Source organism: Caballeronia choica (assembly GCF_001544535.1).
GTDB lineage: Bacteria > Pseudomonadota > Gammaproteobacteria > Burkholderiales > Burkholderiaceae > Caballeronia > Caballeronia choica.
On the sequence record NZ_FCON02000005.1, the window covers coordinates 16,427 to 33,853 of the forward strand.

General features: G+C 64.1%; 16 protein-coding genes and 2 pseudogenes. 7 read left to right on the top strand and 11 right to left on the bottom strand.

Annotation, left to right across the window (positions count from 1 at the left end; genetic code table 11):
• Nucleotides 1-3: 3 nt before the first annotated feature.
• Genes AWB68_RS03420 through AWB68_RS03445 form a run of 6 tightly spaced genes read right to left on the bottom strand, consistent with a single transcriptional unit; the run spans nt 4 to nt 4,740 of the window.
• Nucleotides 4-813, bottom strand: coding sequence for a lysophospholipid acyltransferase family protein (locus AWB68_RS03420; protein ID WP_087642956.1), 810 nt, complete (start codon nt 811-813; stop codon nt 4-6).
• A 2-nt stretch (nt 814-815) separates the two neighbouring features.
• Entirely contained in the window at nt 816-2,093 is a 1,278-nt protein-coding gene (locus tag AWB68_RS03425) for a dihydroorotase (RefSeq protein ID WP_087642957.1), read from the bottom strand.
• A gap of 19 nt (nt 2,094-2,112) precedes the next feature.
• Nucleotides 2,113-3,156: an aspartate carbamoyltransferase catalytic subunit gene (locus tag AWB68_RS03430; protein WP_087642958.1), complete on the bottom strand. Its 1,044-nt coding sequence runs from the start codon at nt 3,154-3,156 to the stop codon at nt 2,113-2,115.
• Between the two features lie 46 nt (nt 3,157-3,202).
• Complete coding sequence (gene pyrR / locus AWB68_RS03435) at nt 3,203-3,718, bottom strand: bifunctional pyr operon transcriptional regulator/uracil phosphoribosyltransferase PyrR (protein WP_087642959.1); 516 nt, start codon at nt 3,716-3,718, stop codon at nt 3,203-3,205.
• Entirely contained in the window at nt 3,705-4,151 is a 447-nt protein-coding gene (gene ruvX, locus AWB68_RS03440) for a Holliday junction resolvase RuvX (RefSeq protein WP_087642960.1), read from the bottom strand. Before ruvX ends, pyrR begins: the two co-directional genes overlap by 14 nt.
• Nucleotides 4,152-4,161: 10 nt before the next feature.
• Nucleotides 4,162-4,740, bottom strand: coding sequence for a YqgE/AlgH family protein (locus AWB68_RS03445; protein WP_087642961.1), 579 nt, complete (start codon nt 4,738-4,740; stop codon nt 4,162-4,164).
• Nucleotides 4,741-4,770: 30 nt separating this feature from the next.
• On the opposite strand from AWB68_RS03445, the gene AWB68_RS03450 reads away from it, so the two are divergent.
• Nucleotides 4,771-6,240: a cryptochrome/photolyase family protein gene (locus AWB68_RS03450; RefSeq protein ID WP_087642962.1), complete on the top strand. Its 1,470-nt coding sequence runs from the start codon at nt 4,771-4,773 to the stop codon at nt 6,238-6,240.
• Here AWB68_RS03450 and AWB68_RS03455 read toward each other — a convergent pair.
• Both AWB68_RS03455 and AWB68_RS03460 read right to left on the bottom strand, forming a co-directional pair.
• Nucleotides 6,237-7,601, bottom strand: coding sequence for a hypothetical protein (locus tag AWB68_RS03455; RefSeq protein ID WP_087642963.1), 1,365 nt, complete (start codon nt 7,599-7,601; stop codon nt 6,237-6,239). The genes AWB68_RS03450 and AWB68_RS03455 overlap by 4 nt on opposite strands.
• 88 nt (nt 7,602-7,689) lie before the next feature.
• Complete coding sequence (locus AWB68_RS03460; RefSeq protein WP_087642964.1) at nt 7,690-8,916, bottom strand: RNA-guided endonuclease InsQ/TnpB family protein; 1,227 nt, start codon at nt 8,914-8,916, stop codon at nt 7,690-7,692.
• 22 nt (nt 8,917-8,938) lie between these two features.
• On the opposite strand from AWB68_RS03460, the gene tnpA reads away from it, so the two are divergent.
• Nucleotides 8,939-9,355, top strand: a complete 417-nt coding sequence (tnpA, locus tag AWB68_RS03465; RefSeq protein WP_087642965.1) for an IS200/IS605 family transposase — start codon at nt 8,939-8,941, stop codon at nt 9,353-9,355.
• Between the two features lie 304 nt (nt 9,356-9,659).
• Here the strand turns inward: tnpA and AWB68_RS03470 are convergent, their stop codons facing one another.
• Nucleotides 9,660-9,830: a rubredoxin gene (locus tag AWB68_RS03470; protein ID WP_025527884.1), complete on the bottom strand. Its 171-nt coding sequence runs from the start codon at nt 9,828-9,830 to the stop codon at nt 9,660-9,662.
• A 406-nt stretch (nt 9,831-10,236) separates the two neighbouring features.
• On the opposite strand from AWB68_RS03470, the gene thiD reads away from it, so the two are divergent.
• The 3 genes and pseudogenes from thiD to AWB68_RS03485 all read left to right on the top strand — a co-directional run bounded on the left by thiD (nt 10,237) and on the right by AWB68_RS03485 (nt 12,397).
• Nucleotides 10,237-11,124: a bifunctional hydroxymethylpyrimidine kinase/phosphomethylpyrimidine kinase gene (gene thiD / locus AWB68_RS03475; RefSeq protein WP_087642966.1), complete on the top strand. Its 888-nt coding sequence runs from the start codon at nt 10,237-10,239 to the stop codon at nt 11,122-11,124.
• Nucleotides 11,125-11,158: 34 nt separating this feature from the next.
• A complete protein-coding gene (locus AWB68_RS03480) occupies nt 11,159-11,935 on the top strand; it encodes a DUF72 domain-containing protein (RefSeq protein ID WP_087642967.1) in 777 nt (258 codons plus the stop codon).
• A 97-nt stretch (nt 11,936-12,032) separates the two neighbouring features.
• Nucleotides 12,033-12,397, top strand: a pseudogene (locus tag AWB68_RS03485) (hypothetical protein).
• 105 nt (nt 12,398-12,502) lie between these two features.
• On the opposite strand, the gene groL reads toward AWB68_RS03485, so the two are convergent.
• Both groL and AWB68_RS03495 read right to left on the bottom strand, forming a co-directional pair.
• Nucleotides 12,503-14,143, bottom strand: a complete 1,641-nt coding sequence (groL, locus tag AWB68_RS03490; RefSeq protein WP_087642968.1) for a chaperonin GroEL — start codon at nt 14,141-14,143, stop codon at nt 12,503-12,505.
• Nucleotides 14,144-14,251: 108 nt separating this feature from the next.
• The gene (locus tag AWB68_RS03495; RefSeq protein ID WP_025527889.1) at nt 14,252-14,542 is read right to left on the bottom strand and encodes a co-chaperone GroES; all 291 of its coding nucleotides are present in this window, start codon (nt 14,540-14,542) and stop codon (nt 14,252-14,254) included.
• A gap of 229 nt (nt 14,543-14,771) precedes the next feature.
• Between AWB68_RS03495 and AWB68_RS51310 the strand changes: the two are divergent.
• Together AWB68_RS51310 and AWB68_RS51965 are read left to right on the top strand one after the other, a co-directional pair.
• A pseudogene (locus AWB68_RS51310) lies at nt 14,772-15,659 on the top strand (Ig-like domain-containing protein); the annotation flags it as partial.
• A gap of 451 nt (nt 15,660-16,110) precedes the next feature.
• Nucleotides 16,111-17,343: an Ig-like domain-containing protein gene (locus tag AWB68_RS51965; protein WP_510183567.1), complete on the top strand. Its 1,233-nt coding sequence runs from the start codon at nt 16,111-16,113 to the stop codon at nt 17,341-17,343.
• The last annotated feature ends 84 nt before the right edge of the window (nt 17,344-17,427 follow it).

The window sequence follows — 17,427 nt, forward strand, 5'->3', positions numbered from 1 at the left end:
CGATCACGCCGGCCGCTGCGATGGCAGCGCGTCCTCGTCGCGATCCATCGAAACTTGCGCCGCGGCCTGCACCGGCGCTTCGCCGCGAATGCGGTGCAGTGCCGCTTCGATCGCCGCCTGCGCCTCGCTTGCCAGAACACGCCGGTCCGCGCCGGGCGCGAGCGCGTCGCACACGTACAGATGCGCGGTCAGCGGCGTGCCGCGCAGCAGCATGTCGAGCGAATCGCCGAGCGTCATGTCGTCGATATATGCGGGCGCCGTCGACTGCCGGCCGAGCGCGTCCTCGTACATCAGGCAGACCGGCTGCACCGGACACGACGCCGACACCGCCGCCTGAAACATGTTCGCGTGAAACGGCAGCAGCTTTTCTCCATTCGACGTCGTGCCTTCGGGAAACACGCACATGATCTCGCCCGCCATCAGCCGGCTCGCGAGTTCATGCATGATCCGCTTCGCGTCGCTGCGTTTCTCGCGCTGGATGAACACCGTCCCCAGTTGCTGCGCGAGCCAGCCGACGACCGGCCAGTTGCGAATCTCCGCCTTCGAGACAAACGGCGTCGGCCGCCACGCGTTGATCACGTAGATATCGATCCACGAGATGTGATTGCCGACCACGAGCACGCCGCGGTCGAGTCGTGCTTCGTCGTTGTGAACGACGAGCTTCATGCCCGCGAGCCGCAGCATCTTCAGCGACCACGCGCGATTCAGCTCGAGCCGTTCGCTCGCCGACGCACGCGGAAAGCGCGTCGCGACGGTCCACATTCCATGCAGCAAGTGGCCGACGAGGCGAGCCTTACGCCATGCGAGCCGCATCGTCAGCGGGCTTCGTAGGCAACGTGGCCCGACACGATCGTCGCGCGCACGCGGGCTGGCAACTCGTAGCCGAGGAACGGCGAGTTGCGTCCCTGGCTCTTGAGCTTCCTCGGGTCGACGAGCCATTCGGCGCGCGGATCGAAGATGCAGAGATCGGCGATCGAGCCCGCGACGAGCCGCCCGGCGGGCAGTTTCAGCACGTCGGCGGGCGCGGACGTGATGCGCGAAAGCGCTTTCGCAAGCGGCACGTTTGCGTCGCGCGCCCACTTCACCGTCAGCGAGAGCAGCAGTTCGAGGCCGGTGGAACCCGGCGTCGCTTCGGCGAACGGCAGAAGCTTTTCGTCCTCGTCGAGCGGGGTGTGGTCGGAACAGATCGCGTCGATGGTGCCATCGGCGAGGCCCCCGCGAATCGCTTCGCGATCGCGCTGCGAGCGCAGCGGCGGGTCGAGCCGATATTGCGAATCGAAGTAGCCGATATCGACGTCGGTCAGGTGCACGTGATTGGCCGTGACGTCGCACGTCACCGGCAGCCCTTCGGCTTTCGCGGCGCGCACGAGTGCGACCCCCGCCCCCGACGACAAATGCGACAGGTGAACCCGCGCGCCCGTGACGCGCATCAGTTCGAAGATCGTATGCAACGCGATCGTTTCCGCCGTCACCGGCACGCCCGACAGCCCGAGCCGCGACGCCACCGCGCCGCTCGCCGCGACGCCGCCACTCGCCATATACGCGTCTTGCGGACGCAGCCACACGGTGTAACCGTAAGTGGTCGCGTATTGCAGCGCGCGCAGCAAGGTGCGGGTATCGATGATCGGCGAATCGGCCTGCGAAAAGCCGATGCAGCCGGCCTCCGTCAACTCGACCATTTCAGTGATCGCGACGCCCTTGAGCCCGACCGTCAGCGCGCCGAGCGGATACACATGCGCCTGATGCAGCTTCTGCGCGCGAAACTTGAGCATCTCGACAAGGCCGGGTTCGTCGAGCACCGGATCGGTGTCGGGCGGACACACGAGGCTCGTCACGCCGCCCGCGATCGCTGCGGCCATTTCGGATTCGAGCGTCGCCTTGTGCTCGAAGCCCGGCTCGCGCAGCCGCGCGGAGAGATCGACGAGGCCGGGGGCGATCGACAGCCCTTTCGCGTCGATGGTCTTCGCCGCGTTGAAGTCGGCGGGCGCGTCGCCAATGGCGACGATGCGCCCCGCCGCGATGAACACATCCGCTTGGCGCTCGGTGCCGGCGGAAGGATCGATGAGGGTGCCGCCCTGAATCTGGATCTTCATGGTGTCTTCTTTAATCGCTTTAGTCGCTATTGCCTGCCACGATACCCATCACCGCCATGCGCACCGCGATGCCGAATGTCACCTGATTCAGGATCACGGACTGCGGTCCATCGGCCACTTGCGAATCGATTTCGACGCCTCGGTTCATCGGCCCCGGATGCATCACGATGGCATCGGGCGCGGCGAGCGCAAGCCGCTCTGGCGTGAGGCCCCAGCTCTTGAAATACTCCTGCGCGGAAGGCAAGAGCGCGCCGCTCATGCGTTCGTTCTGCAGCCGCAGCATGATGATCACGTCGACGCCCTTCAGGCCTTCGTCGAGGTTGTGATAGACGTGCACGCCCATCTGTTCGAGGTTGCCCGGCAAGAGCGTGCGCGGCCCGATCGCGCGCACTTCGGGCACGCCGAGCGTGGTAAGCGCGTGAATGTCCGAGCGCGCCACCCGCGAATGCAGGATGTCGCCGACGATCGCCACGCGCAGCTTCGTGAAGTCGCGCTTGTAATGGCGGATCGTGTACATGTCGAGCAGGCCCTGCGTCGGGTGCGCGTGACGGCCGTCGCCCGCGTTGATCACGTGCACGTGCGGCGCGCAATGCTCGGCGATCAGATACGGCGCCCCGCTCGACGCGTGGCGCACGACGAACATGTCCGCGTGCATCGCGGAGAGGTTGTTGATCGTGTCGAGCAGCGACTCGCCCTTGCTCGTCGACGATGCGTTGATGTTCAGGTTCAGCACGTCCGCCGACAGCCGCTTGGCGGCGATTTCGAAAGTCGTGCGCGTACGCGTCGAGTTCTCGAAGAAGAGGTTGAACACCGACTTGCCGCGCAACAGCGGCACCTTCTTCACTTCGCGGTCGGTGACGCTCACGAACTGCTCGGCGGTATCGAGGATATGCGTGACGATCGAACGCGGCAGGCCTTCGATCGTCAGCAGGTGCTTCAACTCACCGTTCTTCGTGAGCTGCGGATTGCCTTTGAGAAAGCCGTACCTGAACTTGTCGGATGCGCGCGCGGATTCGTTGTCCGGCGTGCTGCCTTCGGCAGAACCCTGAGTGGCGGTGTTCATTTCGATCCTGGGGATTGCGTTCGATGATGATGCAGCCGCGCGGCCTTCAGCCTGCGCGCGCTTCGGTCGTGAAGGTGAACGTGCCGTCGTCCTGCCTGGCGAGCACGAGGTCCTGATCGGCGGCGACCTCGACCATGCCGCCGGTGAAGCGCGCCGCCATCGGCAGCTCGCGTCCGCCGCGATCGGCGAGGACGGCGAGCGCGACCGATGCCGGGCGGCCGTAGTCGTACAACTCGTTCACCGCCGCGCGCACGGTGCGCCCGGTGGACAGCACGTCGTCGATCAGCACGATCCTGCGGTTGTCGACTTCGAACGGCAGCGATGTCGGGCTGGCCTGGCTGTGCAGGCCCTTCTTCGCGTAGTCGTCGCGATGCAGCGACACGTTCACGACGCCGAATTCCTTCACGTCCAGGTCTTTCGCCAGACGCTCGGCCAGCCACGCGCCGCCGCTGTAGATGCCCGCGAGCACGGCGCCATCGGCTTCTCTGAGCGACTCGCCATACGCTGCGCGAATCTGGTCGAGCAGCACGCGATAGAGCGCTTCGGCGTCAATGGAACTCATGATCGTCGGACAGTCCGTCTAGGAATTGTTGAAGGATGACGCGGGCGGCTTCGGCGTCGATTTCGTCGTAGCGGCCGCGCGCGTTGGTGCGCGCGCCGCTCGCCTTCAGTTCGGCTTTCGCATCGACCGATGAATAGCGCTCGTCGACCCAGCTCACCGGCACATTGAAGCGTCCGTTGACCTGATTGCCGAAGCGCGTCGCCTGCTGCGTCATTTCGTGCGGCGTGCCGTCGGGATGGAGCGGCAGGCCGACCACCACCGCGTTCGGCTGCCACTCGTCGATCAGCTTGCCGACCGTTTCGAAGCGATATTCGCGATTGCGGTTTTCAAGCACGAGGAGCGCGCGCGCCTGCCGGGTCAGCGTGTTGCCGACGGCGACGCCGATGCGCTTCTCGCCATAATCGAATGCCAGCAGCGTCGCTGCCCGGGTCATTCGCCGCCCCTCATGCGTGCCCCGCCTCGCCGGAGAGCATCGAGCGCGAGACCCCGAGCAGCGAAAGCGCCGCTTCGAGGCGTTCTTCGGCGGGCACGTCGAAGATGATGCGCGGATCGGCTTCGACGGTGAGCCAGCCGTTCTTCGAGATTTCCTCTTCTAGCTGGCCTGCGCCCCAGCCCGAATGGCCGAGCGTGAGCAGGAAGCGCTCGGGCCCCTTGCCGCTCGCGACCGCTTCGAGCACGTCCTTCGAGGTGGTCATCGCGAGGCCGCCCGGCACGTTCATCGACGACGTGTACGGCTCGCCGTCGCCCGCTTCGTGCAGGACAAAACCGCGTTCGGTCTGCACCGGACCGCCGAAATAGACGGGCAGATGCACGAGCGGCTCGATCTCGAGTTTCAGGTCGATGCGATTGAAAAGCGATTGGAGGTCGATGTCGGTCGGCCTGTTGATGACAAGGCCGAGCGCGCCGCGCTCGCTGTGATCGCAAAGGTAGACTACAGTCCCCGAGAACGTCGGATCGGCCATGTTGGGCATGGCGATCAGGAACTGATTCGTCAAATTGATGCGATCGGAAGTCTTGGACATAATTCGGGATTTTACCAAAGGCGCTGCTTGATGGCCGACTTTGATCTGGGGCTGGTGTGGTTTCGGCGAGACCTGCGCGTGGCAGACCATGCTGCACTCTATCACGCGCTCACACGCTGCCGCCGGGTCCTGTGCGCGTTCATTTTCGACCGTGAAATCCTCGCGCCGTTGCCGAAAAATGATCGTCGCGTGCCGTTTATTCACGCGAGCGTCGTCGAACTCGACCAGGCCTTGTGCGACGCGGGCGGCAAGCTGATCGTGCGCCATGGCGTGCCGCTTCGGGAAATTCCGGCGCTCGCCCGGGAATGCGGCGTCCAGGCGGTGTTCGCCAACCGCGATTACGAGCCGTCGGCGAAAGCGCGCGACGACGCCATCTCGGCCAAGCTGGCGAGCGCGGGCGTCGCGTTTTTTTCCTTCAAGGACCAAGCCGTTTTCGATCACGACGATGTGCTAACCGGCGCCGGCAAGCCGTACACCGTATTTACTCCGTACAAACGCAACTGGCTCGCGTCGCTCACGCCTGAAGCGCTTGAACCGTATGCGTCGGAGGATCGTCTTTCCGCGCTGGCAAAACCGCCGTCGAACGTGAAGCGTGCGATTCCCGCGCTCGGCGAACTGGGCTTCAGCGCCGACCACGCGCCTGCGCTGCCGGCCGGTACGAGCGGCGCGTTGCGGCTTTTCGACGACTTCCGCGACCGCATGCCCAACTATCACCGCACGCGCGATTTTCCCGCAGTCAAAGGCCCGAGCTACCTGAGCGTGCATTTGCGACACGGCACGATCTCGATACGCGCCCTCGCCCGCACCGCTCACGATGCCCAGCGCCACGGCGACCACGGCGCCGAAACATGGCTGTCGGAACTCATCTGGCGCGACTTCTACTTTTCTGTGCTGCACCATTTCCCGTACGTCGGCGTGCCGGGCGACCATCGCGCGTTCAGGCCGGAATACGATCGCATCAAATGGGAAACCGGCGACGCCGCCGAGGCGAGCTTCGCCGCGTGGTGCGCGGGGCACACGGGCTACCCGCTCGTCGACGCCGCGATGCGCCAGATCAACCAGTCGGGCTATATGCACAACCGCTTGCGGATGGTCGTGGCGAGCTTCCTGACCAAGGATCTCGGCATCGACTGGCGGCGCGGCGAAGCGTATTTCGAGGCGCTGTTGAACGATTTCGAGCTGTCGTCGAACAATGGCGGGTGGCAGTGGGCGGCGTCGAGCGGCTGCGATGCGCAGCCGTACTTCCGCATCTTCAATCCGGTGACGCAGTCGGAGAAATTCGATGCCAGCGGCAAGTTCATCCGCCACTATGTGCCGGAGCTGGCGGCGTTGTCGGAGAAGGATATTCACGCGCCGTGGCGCGCGAAGCCTGACGCGCTGAAGGCCGCGAAAATCGCGCTCGGCGCCGATTACCCGCTGCCGTTGGTCGATCACGAAGTCGCTCGCAAGCTCACGCTGGCGCGCTATGATGTGGTGAAACAGGCGTCCGAAGCGAACTAGCGCGCAACCGGCGTCTGCCGCTCGATCATCGCGATCAGCGAAAGCACCGACCCGCGCCCCTCCGCCGGCGCAATGCCCGCCGCCGCCTGATGCAGCATCGAGCGCAGCGTTTCGGCCGCGCGTTCGGGAATCGCGGCGTCGAGCGTATGCGTCTGGAACTCATACGCGATGCGCCGCCACGCGAGCCCGAGCGTATCCGCAAGCAGCGCGACGTGCCCCAGTCCCAGCGAACAAGCCGCCGCGCCCAACCGGTAAGACGCATCGGCGGCGTGCAGCGCTGCGTCCGTGTCGATGCTCTCCGATTCGCGCGCCGCGCCGCCCCGCTCGACAAGACCGTCGATCGACGCTTCCGCGCTCTGCAGGAAATCCTCGTAGGCGGCCGCGTTCACGCGCAGCACGCCGAGATCGCGCGTGACGGCATCGCGCGTGGCCGCTTCGCCCGCTTGCGCCGCGCCCTGCTCCCAAACCGTCTCCGATGCCTGCGTCGCGGCCACGTGCCACGCGACCGTCAGGCCGTAGTCGCGCAGCACATCGACGTGGGCGGTGTCCTCGGGCGCCGCGCCGAACAGCGCGAAATCGCGCCACAGCAGCGCGAGCGTCGCGCGCACGAGCGACTTCGGCGCATACGACGATGCATGCGCCTGATCGGCCAGCACCAGGTTGAAGCGGGCGTAGAGACGGCGAGCGTCGGCGGCCGGCGCATCGGACGGCGTACTGTGCGCGCGCTCCCGCAATGCGCGCACGGCCGCCACCGCGAGACGCCAGAAATCGTAGGGATCGGGCCCGACGAGATCGGCAAGACACGCGTCGAGGCGCGAGAACGCGTCGTCGCCATTGTTCGACGGCGCGCGCAGCACCCCGAGCAGCGCCTCTTCGTAATGCGCCCGCACTCGCGCGAGACGTTCGGGCGCGATCGCGCGCAGCGTCGCGGGCGGGATCGCGCGGCCGGCGAGCGCGAGGTCATCGAAGGAAACCGGGGTGACGCGTGTGTGCGCGGCGAGCAGCGCATGCAGCGCGCGATAGTGGTCGAACAGGACCGTCGAGCACGCGAGCTCGCGCAGATTGCGCCGCTCGACCGCCGTGCCGAAGACCCGCAGCGTATCGGCGATGCGCGCGTGGTTCGCGTCGGTTTCCTCGCCGAGCGGCGCGACCAGCGCCAGCGTTTCCGCGAACCGCTGTGCCGGCAGCCAGCCCGCCGAATGCAGCCCGTTGATCGCGCGCTTGAATGCGGCGGCCGAGTCGCCCTGCCGCTGGAACGCGTGCAACGCGTCGGCGAGCGCCATTTCCGCGATACGCACCGAACCGCCGCGGGGGTTGGGCAAGGCTTCGAACGAATTAGGCAGGTCGGATCGAGTTGTCATGGAAGCGCTCAGTAGCCGGTTCGCGGCCGAGTGACAGCGCGCGGGTTGAACTGCTTGACATCCTCCTCGTCCTAAAGGACGAGCATTCCTACGGCGCCCAAGCTAGAACAGCCTGGGTCGCTTCAGTGGGTTCCTGCCACGACGCCCTTACATCAGGCGAAGATTCTGCACAGGCTAAGGAGCGCTGTCCGCGCTCTAAAATATTGATTGCACCGACGACATCGGCGTGATTCTCATATCCGCACGACACACACGCGAACCGGGCTTGAGTCTTCCGGTTCTCCTTCGCCACGTGTGCGCAGCACGGGCACGTGCGGCTCGTGTTGTGCGCCGATACCGCGAGCAGCATGCCCCCGGACCAAGCCGTCTTGTACTCAAGTTGGCGCCGGAATTCGCGCCAGCCTTGGTCGAGAATAGACTTATTGAGCCCTGCCTTCGCCCGCACGTTCTTGCCCGGCGCCTCCATGGTGCCGGTTGCCGACTTGCTCATGTTGAGCACCTGCAGTTGTTCGACGACTACCATCGCGTGGTTTTTGCTGATCGTGGTCGTGGATTTATGCAAGAAATCCTTGCGGGCGTTGGCGATGTCCGAGTGAATGCGCTGGACGCGGGCTTTCGCCTTCTTCCAGTTATTGCTGAATTTGGTCTTGCGCGACATGCGTCGCTGGTACTTGGCGAGTCGCTTCTCGTGCTTCTTGAAGCTGTTGACCGCTGCGACGTGCGAGCCGTCGCTCAACGTTGCGAAACGCGAGATGCCGACGTCGATGCCAATCGCGCTGATTGCGGTCGGCAAAGGCATTTCGACTTCGCGCTTGGTCTGGATGCTCGCAAACCACTTCCCACTTGACTGACTGACGGTGACGTTACGCACCTCGCCCAGCACGTTGCGGCTGTTGCGATAGCGGATGTAGCCGAGCTTCGGCAGAAACAGACGGCTGTTGTCCTGCTCTAGCTTGATCTGTTTCGGGTCCGGGAAGCGGAAACTATCGCCGCCCCCCTTGCGCTTGAAGCGCGGAAAGTCCGCGCGCTTGGCGAAAAAATTAGTGTAGGCCCGATCCAGATCCTTGAGCATCTGCTGCGATGGATGCACAGGCGCATCGGCGAGCCAAGGCGTCTCCGCGCTGTTGCGCCATGCTGTCAGATGCTTCGCCATTGCCACATAGCCAATGAACTTCCCGCCCGCCGCGTAATTTTCCTTCTGCAACGCCAACGCCCTGTTATAGACGAACCGGCACGCGCCCGCAAAACAACGCATCTTGCGCGCCTGCGCGCCCGTGGGCATCAGTTCGAATTTGAAGGCTTGGAGTCGTTCCATAGGCGAGAGCATACTTTGGTCTATGACTACAAACAACGACATTAGACGCGGCCGGCACTGCGTCTTCCTTATGCACGTCCATTTGGTCTTTGTAACCAAGTACAGGCGCGGCGTCTTCACGAAAGAAACTCTGGACGACTTGCGCGTCGTCTTCACCAGCGTCTGTTTGGACTTCGAGGCCGAACTCGCTGAATTCGACGGCGAGGACGACCACGTACACCTGCTTGTGAATTACCCTCCCAAGGTTTCGGTGGCCGCACTGGTGAACAGCCTGAAAGGCGTCTCGAGCCGGATGATCCGTAAGAAAAACCATTTGAACATCCGCAGCAAGCTGTGGGGCGGTGCACTCTGGTCGCCGTCCTACTTCGCTGGTAGCTGTGGCGGCGCACCAATTGCAGCTATCCGGCAGTACATTGAGCAGCAGCAGACGCCTCACTGAGCTACCCGCGGACGGCTACGCCGTCCAGGCCATCCCTCGGCCTTCAGGGCGGGGAAGGTTTGCCGCTCAGAATCATGGCTGAGCCCGGATCGGACAGGCCAGCCGAGGCGGCCGGGGCTCGGCCGCCGGCTCCCTCTCCAACGAGAACAGGCCCACACTCAAGCAGTAAGCCTAACGCGTCGAACGGGGTTCGACGGTTTGCGGCCGCACGCGGGGAACGTTGCCATCATCGCAACAAAAGCGGGCCGCCAAAAAACACGCGCCGCATGACGGTGAAGTCATGCGGCGCGTGATGGGTGCCGGCTCAGATCTGGACCATCTCGAAGTCTTCCTTGCGGGCTCCGCACTCGGGACAGGTCCAGTTGATCGGAACGTCCTCCCAGCGCGTGCCGGGCGCAATGCCTTCTTCGGGCAGGCCCGCTTCCTCGTCGTAGATCCAGCCGCAGATCAGGCACATCCAGCTTCTGTATTCCATGCTTATGCCGAGTCGAATGGTCGGTTGAAATTTAAGGACATGATGGTACCGTGTTGCCGCCGCGATGCCTAGCGACGGGCGGCCGCGCCGGGACCGGGGCGCCAGGCGCCAAGGGCAAGCGCCGGCAACGCACAACTTCCAACGTGCGCGGCGCAAAATCATACCGCGAGCGCGGGCCGATGCGTGCTGAGCCGCGCATGAAAGCTTGTCTCCGGCGCGCCGGGTGGATTCTTCGGGAAAATGTCCGCAAAGAATGCCCCGTCGCGTCGTTAGGCCGCATAATCGAACCGATTGCACCGTTTTGGATTACGCTTCAGCGCTTCCCTGTCGCCCTGAATCCTTCGTGGCTACGCGTTTCCTCAAGCTAGCTTTTTACGCTTTTCCACCCTCCATGTCTGTTTTTGTCATGCCCAGCGACACGCCTCCGATCGTTCTTACCTTTGGCCTCTCCGACCCGACGGGCGGTTTCGGCTTGCAAGCCGACCTGCTGACGCTCGCGAGCATGGGCTGCCACGGCGTGTCGGTGCTGACGGGCTACACGGTGCGCGACTCCGCCACGACCGACGAGGTCACGGGCCTCGATCCCGACACCGTCGCGACCCAGGCGCGCATGTTGCTGGAAGATATGCCGATTGCCGCGTTCAAGATCGGCGCGGCGACCCGGGCGGAAGTCGTAAGCGCGATCGCGGAAGTGGTCGCCGATTACGACGACATCCCGCTGATCCTCGCCCCCGACTTCACGCTCGACGATGAACACGTCCTTTCCGCCGACGAACTGCGCGAATCGCTTGCCGACCTGCTCGTGCCGCAGACGACCATGCTGGTCGCCGATCACGCCACGCTGCTGCAGCTCGCGCAACCCGACGGCGACGCCGAAGCGCCGAGCCTCGACGCCGCGATTTCCCATTTGCTGGCACAGGGCTGCGAATACATCCTCGCGACGGAGACGGGCACGCATCGGCACGTCAACACGCTCTACAGCGAGGAAGGCCAGGTGCGGCAGGACACGTGGGATCGCGGGCCGAACCGCATCATGGGCCTGACCGATACGCTCGGCTCGGCCATCGCCGCCCTGCTCGCGAACGGCCAGGAACCGGCCGAAGCCGCGCGCGAGGCGCAGGAGTACCTGTTCCAGGCGACGCGCGCCGCGTTCCGTCCGGGCATGGGCGCGTATTTGCCGGACCGCTTCTTCTGGGCGCGCTCGAACGACGCGGATGACGAAACCGACGGCACCGGCAGTCCCGAAATCATCACCGACCTGCCGCCGGCCGCGCCCGGCGAGGCGCGTCACTGATCATTAACCAATCACCACGAGGCGTTGAGAGCGCATGCCGTATCGACTGCCCCACCTTCACAAGGCAATCCAACACGGCGCGATTCGCGTCGGCTGCGCGGGCTGGGGGTTGTCGAGCGCCGTCGGCGCGCATTTTCCGGCCGAAGGCACGCATCTCGAACGCTTCGCGCACGTGTTCACTTGCGTCGAGATCAACTCCAGTTTCTACAAGCCGCATCGCCCGGAGACTTATGCGAACTGGGCGCAGAGCGTGCCGGCGTCGTTCCGTTTTTCCGTGAAAATGCCGAAAGCGATCACGCACGATGCGCGGCTCGTCGGCTGCGAAGCGCTCATCGACGAGTTTCTCACCACTGCGGGCCAACTCGGCGACCGGCTCGGCTGCTGGCTGATGCAAATGCCGCCGAGTCTTGGCTTCGATCACGAGGTCGCGCAGGCGTTCTTCACCGCGCTGCGCGAGCGTACGCAATTGCCGCTGGCGTGCGAGGCGCGGCATCCGAGCTGGTTCACGACCGAGGCCGCGTCGCTGCTGAAGTCGAAGCACATCGCGTATGTCGATGCCGATCCGATCCCCGACGATTGCGAAATCAAGCATCGCGCGGACACGTCGCTGGTTTATGTGCGGCTGCATGGCTCGCCGGAAATGTACAAATCGTCCTATGACTACACGTACCTCGACGACGTCGCGCACACGCTGCAGCAGCGCGCGAAGAAAGGCGCGCAAGTCTGGTGCATCTTCGACAACACCGCCGAGGGCGCCGCGCAGCCGAACGGCCTGCATCTGATGGAACGCTTGCGGCTGCATCATAAATAGCGTCTCGATCAACGTCTCGATTCGTCCCTTCGTCCATGAGGAGAAACCGATGCGCAAGTGGACACGAGCTTTGAGTTTCGCCGCGACGCTGTGCGCCATGCTGCCCGCGATGGCTCAGTCGGACCCGACGCCTCCGCCGCCCAACGCCACACCCGCCGGCGACGGCACCTTTCTCCTGACGATATTCCTGAAACACGACCAGTCGAAAACGCTGCCGAAAATCAACGAACAGTTGAAGGAGCAAGGCTTCTTCAAGGCGTTCCCGCCGCCGGGTGTGCAAGTGGTGTCGTGGTACGGATGATGGGCATCGGCCAGGTGGTCACGCTGCGCGTGCCGGCCGAGCGTTTGCGCGACGTGAACCGTGCGATCGAGAACACCGCCTGGGGCGGTTATCGCACGGAGTTTTACCCGACCTACGATTACAAGGCGGTTGCCGAGCAGATGCGTTCGCAGGCGAAGTAAAACCGAACGCGCATAAAAAAACCCGCATCGCTGCGGGTTTTTTTCTGACGGACGCGGGTTCTATCAGAACCCGCGTCCGTCCATGCAAGCCGGCGTGAGCCGGTTTTACATGTCCATGCCCATGCCGCCCATGCCGCCGCCCATACCGCCGCCCATCGGAGCATCTTCCTTCGGCAGTTCGGCGACTGCGGCATCCGTCGTCAGCAGCAGGCCCGCCACCGATGCCGCGTTTTGCAGCGCCGTGCGCGTCACCTTCGTCGGGTCGACCACGCCTGCAGCGACCAGATCGACGTACTCGCCGGTTGCTGCGTTGTAGCCGTAGTTGCCCTGACCAGCGGCCACGGCTGCCACCACGACGCTGGCTTCTTCGCCGCCGTTCGTGACGATCTGGCGCAGCGGCTCTTCCATCGCGCGCAGCACGATCTTGATGCCTGCGTCCTGATCGGGGTTCGCGCCCTTCAGGCCTTCGATTGCCTTGCGGGCGCGGATCAGCGCGACGCCGCCGCCTGCCACGATGCCTTCTTCAACGGCTGCGCGCGTGGCGTGCAGCGCGTCTTCGACACGTGCCTTCTTTTCCTTCATTTCGACTTCGGTCGCAGCGCCGACCTTGATCACCGCAACGCCGCCGGCCAGCTTCGCCACGCGTTCTTGCAGCTTTTCACGGTCGTAGTCCGACGTCGCTTCCTCGATTTGCGTGCGAACCTGCTTCACGCGCCCTTCGATGCTCGCGGCTTCGCCAGCGCCGTCGATGATCGTCGTGTTTTCCTTGCCCACTTCGATGCGCTTCGCCTGGCCCAGTTCAGCCAGCGTCGCCTTTTCGAGCGTCAGGCCGGTTTCTTCGGCGATCACCTGGCCGCCCGTCAGGATCGCGATGTCTTCGAGCATCGCCTTGCGACGGTCGCCGAAGCCCGGAGCCTTGACCGCAACGGTCTTCAGGATGCCGCGGATGTTGTTCACGACCAGCGTAGCCAGCGCTTCGCCTTCGACGTCTTCAGCAATGATCAGCAGCGGACGGCCTGCCTTCGCGACTTGTTCCAGTACCGGCAGCAGGTCACGAATGTTCGACACCTTCTTGTCGTGCAGCAGCACGAACGGGTTTTCGAGCAGGGCGACTTGCTTGTCCGGGTTGTTGATGAAGTACGGCGACAGGTAGCCGCGATCAAACTGCATGCCTTCCACGACGTCCAGCTCGTCTTCCAGCGACTTGCCGTCTTCAACCGTGATCACGCCTTCCTTGCCGACCTTGTCCATCGCTTCAGCGATGCGATCGCCGATCGATTCATCGCTGTTCGCCGAAATCGCGCCAACCTGAGCGATTTCCTTGTTCGTCGTGCACGGCTTGCTGATCTTGCGCAGTTCTTCGACGGCGGCCGTCACGGCCTTGTCGATGCCGCGCTTCAGGTCCATCGGGTTCATGCCCGATGCGACGTACTTCATCCCTTCGCGAACGATGGATTGCGCGAGGACGGTAGCCGTCGTGGTGCCGTCACCTGCGTTGTCGCTGGTCCGGGAAGCCACTTCCTTGACCATTTGCGCGCCCATGTTCTGAAGCTTGTCCTTCAGTTCGATTTCCTTCGCGACCGAAACACCGTCCTTCGTGATCGTCGGGCCGCCGAAGCTGCGTTCGAGCACGACGTTGCGGCCCTTCGGGCCCAGCGTGACCTTGACTGCGTTAGCCAGGATGTTCACGCCTTCGACCATCTTTGCGCGTGCGGAATCGCCAAACACGACGTCTTTAGCTGCCATATCCAAACTCCTTGATTCGTTTCAGTTTTATCGGGCCTTGCGATTGACGGCGGCGAGATCTTCGATCGATCGCCGCGCCCGCGAAGGCCGAACGCACTAATAAGGGTGTTACTTGACCAGAACGGCCATGATGTCTTCTTCGCGCATCACGAGCAGTTCCTGGCCGTCGACCTTGACGGTCTGGCCGGCGTACTTGCCAAACAGCACGCGGTCGCCCACTTTGACGTCGAGGGCGTTCTGCGTACCCTTGTCATCGCGCTTGCCCGGGCCGACGGCCAGGATTTCGCCTTGATCCGGCTTTTCGGCTGCGGCGTCGGGGATGATAAGGCCCGAGGCAGTCTTGGTTTCCTGATCCAGACGTTTGACGATGACGCGATCGTGCAAAGGACGAAGGTTCATACACACTCCTCACTTGAATTGAGACTGAAGAAACGCGGGAAAACCCGTACTGGCGGGGCTGAGCCCGCCAGACGGCAAACTTGTTAGCACTCTCGTGCGGTGAGTGCCAATTATATGGACGGGTGGTGGCAATTTCAAGAAGGGATTCAGGTTTGGCGGAAATAAGAGCGTGATGAGATTTGTTGCAGTGCAATGAGCTTCCTGGCGAACGAGGGATGCCCGTCGCTGAATGGCAACGCATGCCCTTCGCGTCCGCACCACTGACGACGCCAGGCCGATCATCGCCGGCAGCAACGCGATCCCCGGCGACACCATCTCCGTGTTCGACAACGGCGTGTTTATCGGCGCAGGCGTTGTCGACATCAACGGCAACTGGCGTTTCACGCCCACCAATATGCTCGCCAACGGCCCGCACACCTTCACCGCCACCGAGACGAGTTCGCGCACGGGCCTGACCGGTTTGCCTTCGGACGGCGTTTCGGTCGTCATCAGTTCATCCTCCACGCCTGTGGCACCCGAAGCACCCGCGGCTCCGACCATCATCGGCGCGCTCGACGCAGTGGGCGCGATCCAGGGCAACATTGCGAACGGCGGCCAGACCGACGACACGCAACCCGCCTTCCTCGGCACCGGCCACGCGGGCGACATCGTCAAGCTGTACGACGGCAGCCACCTGATCGGCTCGACCATCGCCGGCAGCGACGGCCGGTGGATGATCAAGCCTTCCGCGCCGCTTGGCCAGGGCTCGCACACCATCCACGCAACCGATACGAACGCGGCAGGCGTCGTCAGCGCGTTTTCGTCCGACTATGTCGTGACGATCAGCGCGGGTACGGCCCAAACGCCCGCGATCACCAGCGTGTACGACCACGTGGGCAACCACACGGGCAACATCGCTTCCGGCGGCCAGACCGACGACACCCATCCGACGATCAGCGGCACGGGTCACGCCGGCGACGTCATCAACGTACTGGATGCCGGCACGCCATTGGGCGTGACGACCGTCGACAGCAACGGCAACTGGTCGTTCACGCCCAGCTATCCGCTCGCCAACGGCAACCACTACATCGTGGCGGTGGCTTCGAGCGCAGGTCAGCCGGCGAGCGCTCCGTCGGCGCCTGTCACCTTCACGGTTCAACCGGACAAGCGCACCATCGACTTTCTGGTCGACGCAGCGGGCCCGGTGCAAGGCAACGTCGAAAACGGCGGAACAGGCGACGACAGCAACGCGACGCTCAAGGGCCACGGCACGCCGGGCGACATGATCTCGTGCTACGTCAACGGCACGCTCGTCAACGGCGTGAGGGTGGAGAGCGACGGCACGTACACGATTCATTTGAAGGACCTGAACCCGGGCAACCTGACTATCACGACTCGCTCGAGCAGCGGCGCTTCTTCGGACCCGTTTGTCTACCACCTCCAAAGCAGCGCAACCGATGTCCCGACCATCGACTACCTCGTCGACGCAGTGGGCGCCGTGCAGGGTAACGTCAGCAGCGGTGGCGTGACGGACGACGTCAACGGGGTGTTGAAGGGCCACAGCCAAGCGGGGGACGTGCTCAAGATTTATGACGGCGTCACGCTGTTGGGTGCCGTCCAGGTCTCGAACGCCGGCGAGTGGTCGTTCCAGCTCAACAACATGGCATCGGGCACGCACAGCTTCCACGCCGTGTCGTTTAAGGGCGGCGCCGAGTCCGCCACGTTCCCCGTCACCTTTGGCACGCCTGCAGCCGGGGCCCCGACCATCGACGCCATCGTCGATCACGCCGGTCCCGTCACGGGCAACATCGCCCCGGGCGGCGCCACCGACGATACCCCGTCCCACCCTCTCCGGCAAGGGCGTCCACGCCGGCGACATCGTCACTGTCTCCGACAACGGCACGGCGATCGGCTCGGCCACCGTCAAGGCCGACGGCACCTGGAGCTTCACGCCGGCCAATCCGCTCGCCGACGGTTCGCACAGCCTCACTGCCACCGAGACGAATCCGTCGACCGGCGTGACCAGTCCGGCTTCGATCGCCGTTTCGATCAGCGTCGATACGGCGGCTCCGAGCGCTCCGCATTTGATCCAGGTCGACGATCACGTGGGCTCGATTCAAGGTGCGATCGCAGCCGGTTCCACCACCGACGATTCCCAGGCGCTGTTCCGCGGCAACGGCGTCGCTCCGGGCAATACCGTCAAGGTCTTCGACAACGGTACGCTGGTCGGCTCGACTACCGCCGACGGCAACGGCAACTGGAGTTTCGCACCCGCCCTTCCGATGGCCAACGGCGAGCACGACATCACCTTCACCGCGACCAAGTCGAGCACCGGCGTGTCCAGCGCAATGTCGGACGCGTTCCACTACACCGTCGAAATAGTGGCGCCTCCGTTTGTGCCCGGCACGGTTGATACTGTTTGCTACACGGATCAAGGGCATGCCGTCGCCCTCATCGGCGCTCACCAGGTCCTCGATCTCACCTCGCTCACCGGCAAGACCATGGCGACGAAGATTTCGGGCGTCGAAACGTTCGACCTCGGCGGTCACCAGAACACCTTGAAAATATCCTTGCTCGACGTGCTGAACCTGGGCGAGAAGGACCTGTTCATGCACGACGGCAAGCAGCAGGTCGCCGTCAAGGGCGCGGCGGGTGACACGGTCGATCTGTCGAACGCGCACGTCGCCGGTGTCGCCGATGGTCAGTGGGCGCAACACGGCACCGCGCAGGTCGGCGGTGTGACGTATGCGGTCTTCGAGCATTCGGGCGCGCATGTCGAGTTGCTGGTTCAGCAGGGTATCGCCACGACCGTGCATCAGTAAGCTGTAGGCACTAAAACCCCGGCCGCGTGCAATGCGCGGCCGGGGAACCAACGGCCACCGGCGTCCCCGGTGGCCGTTGGCATC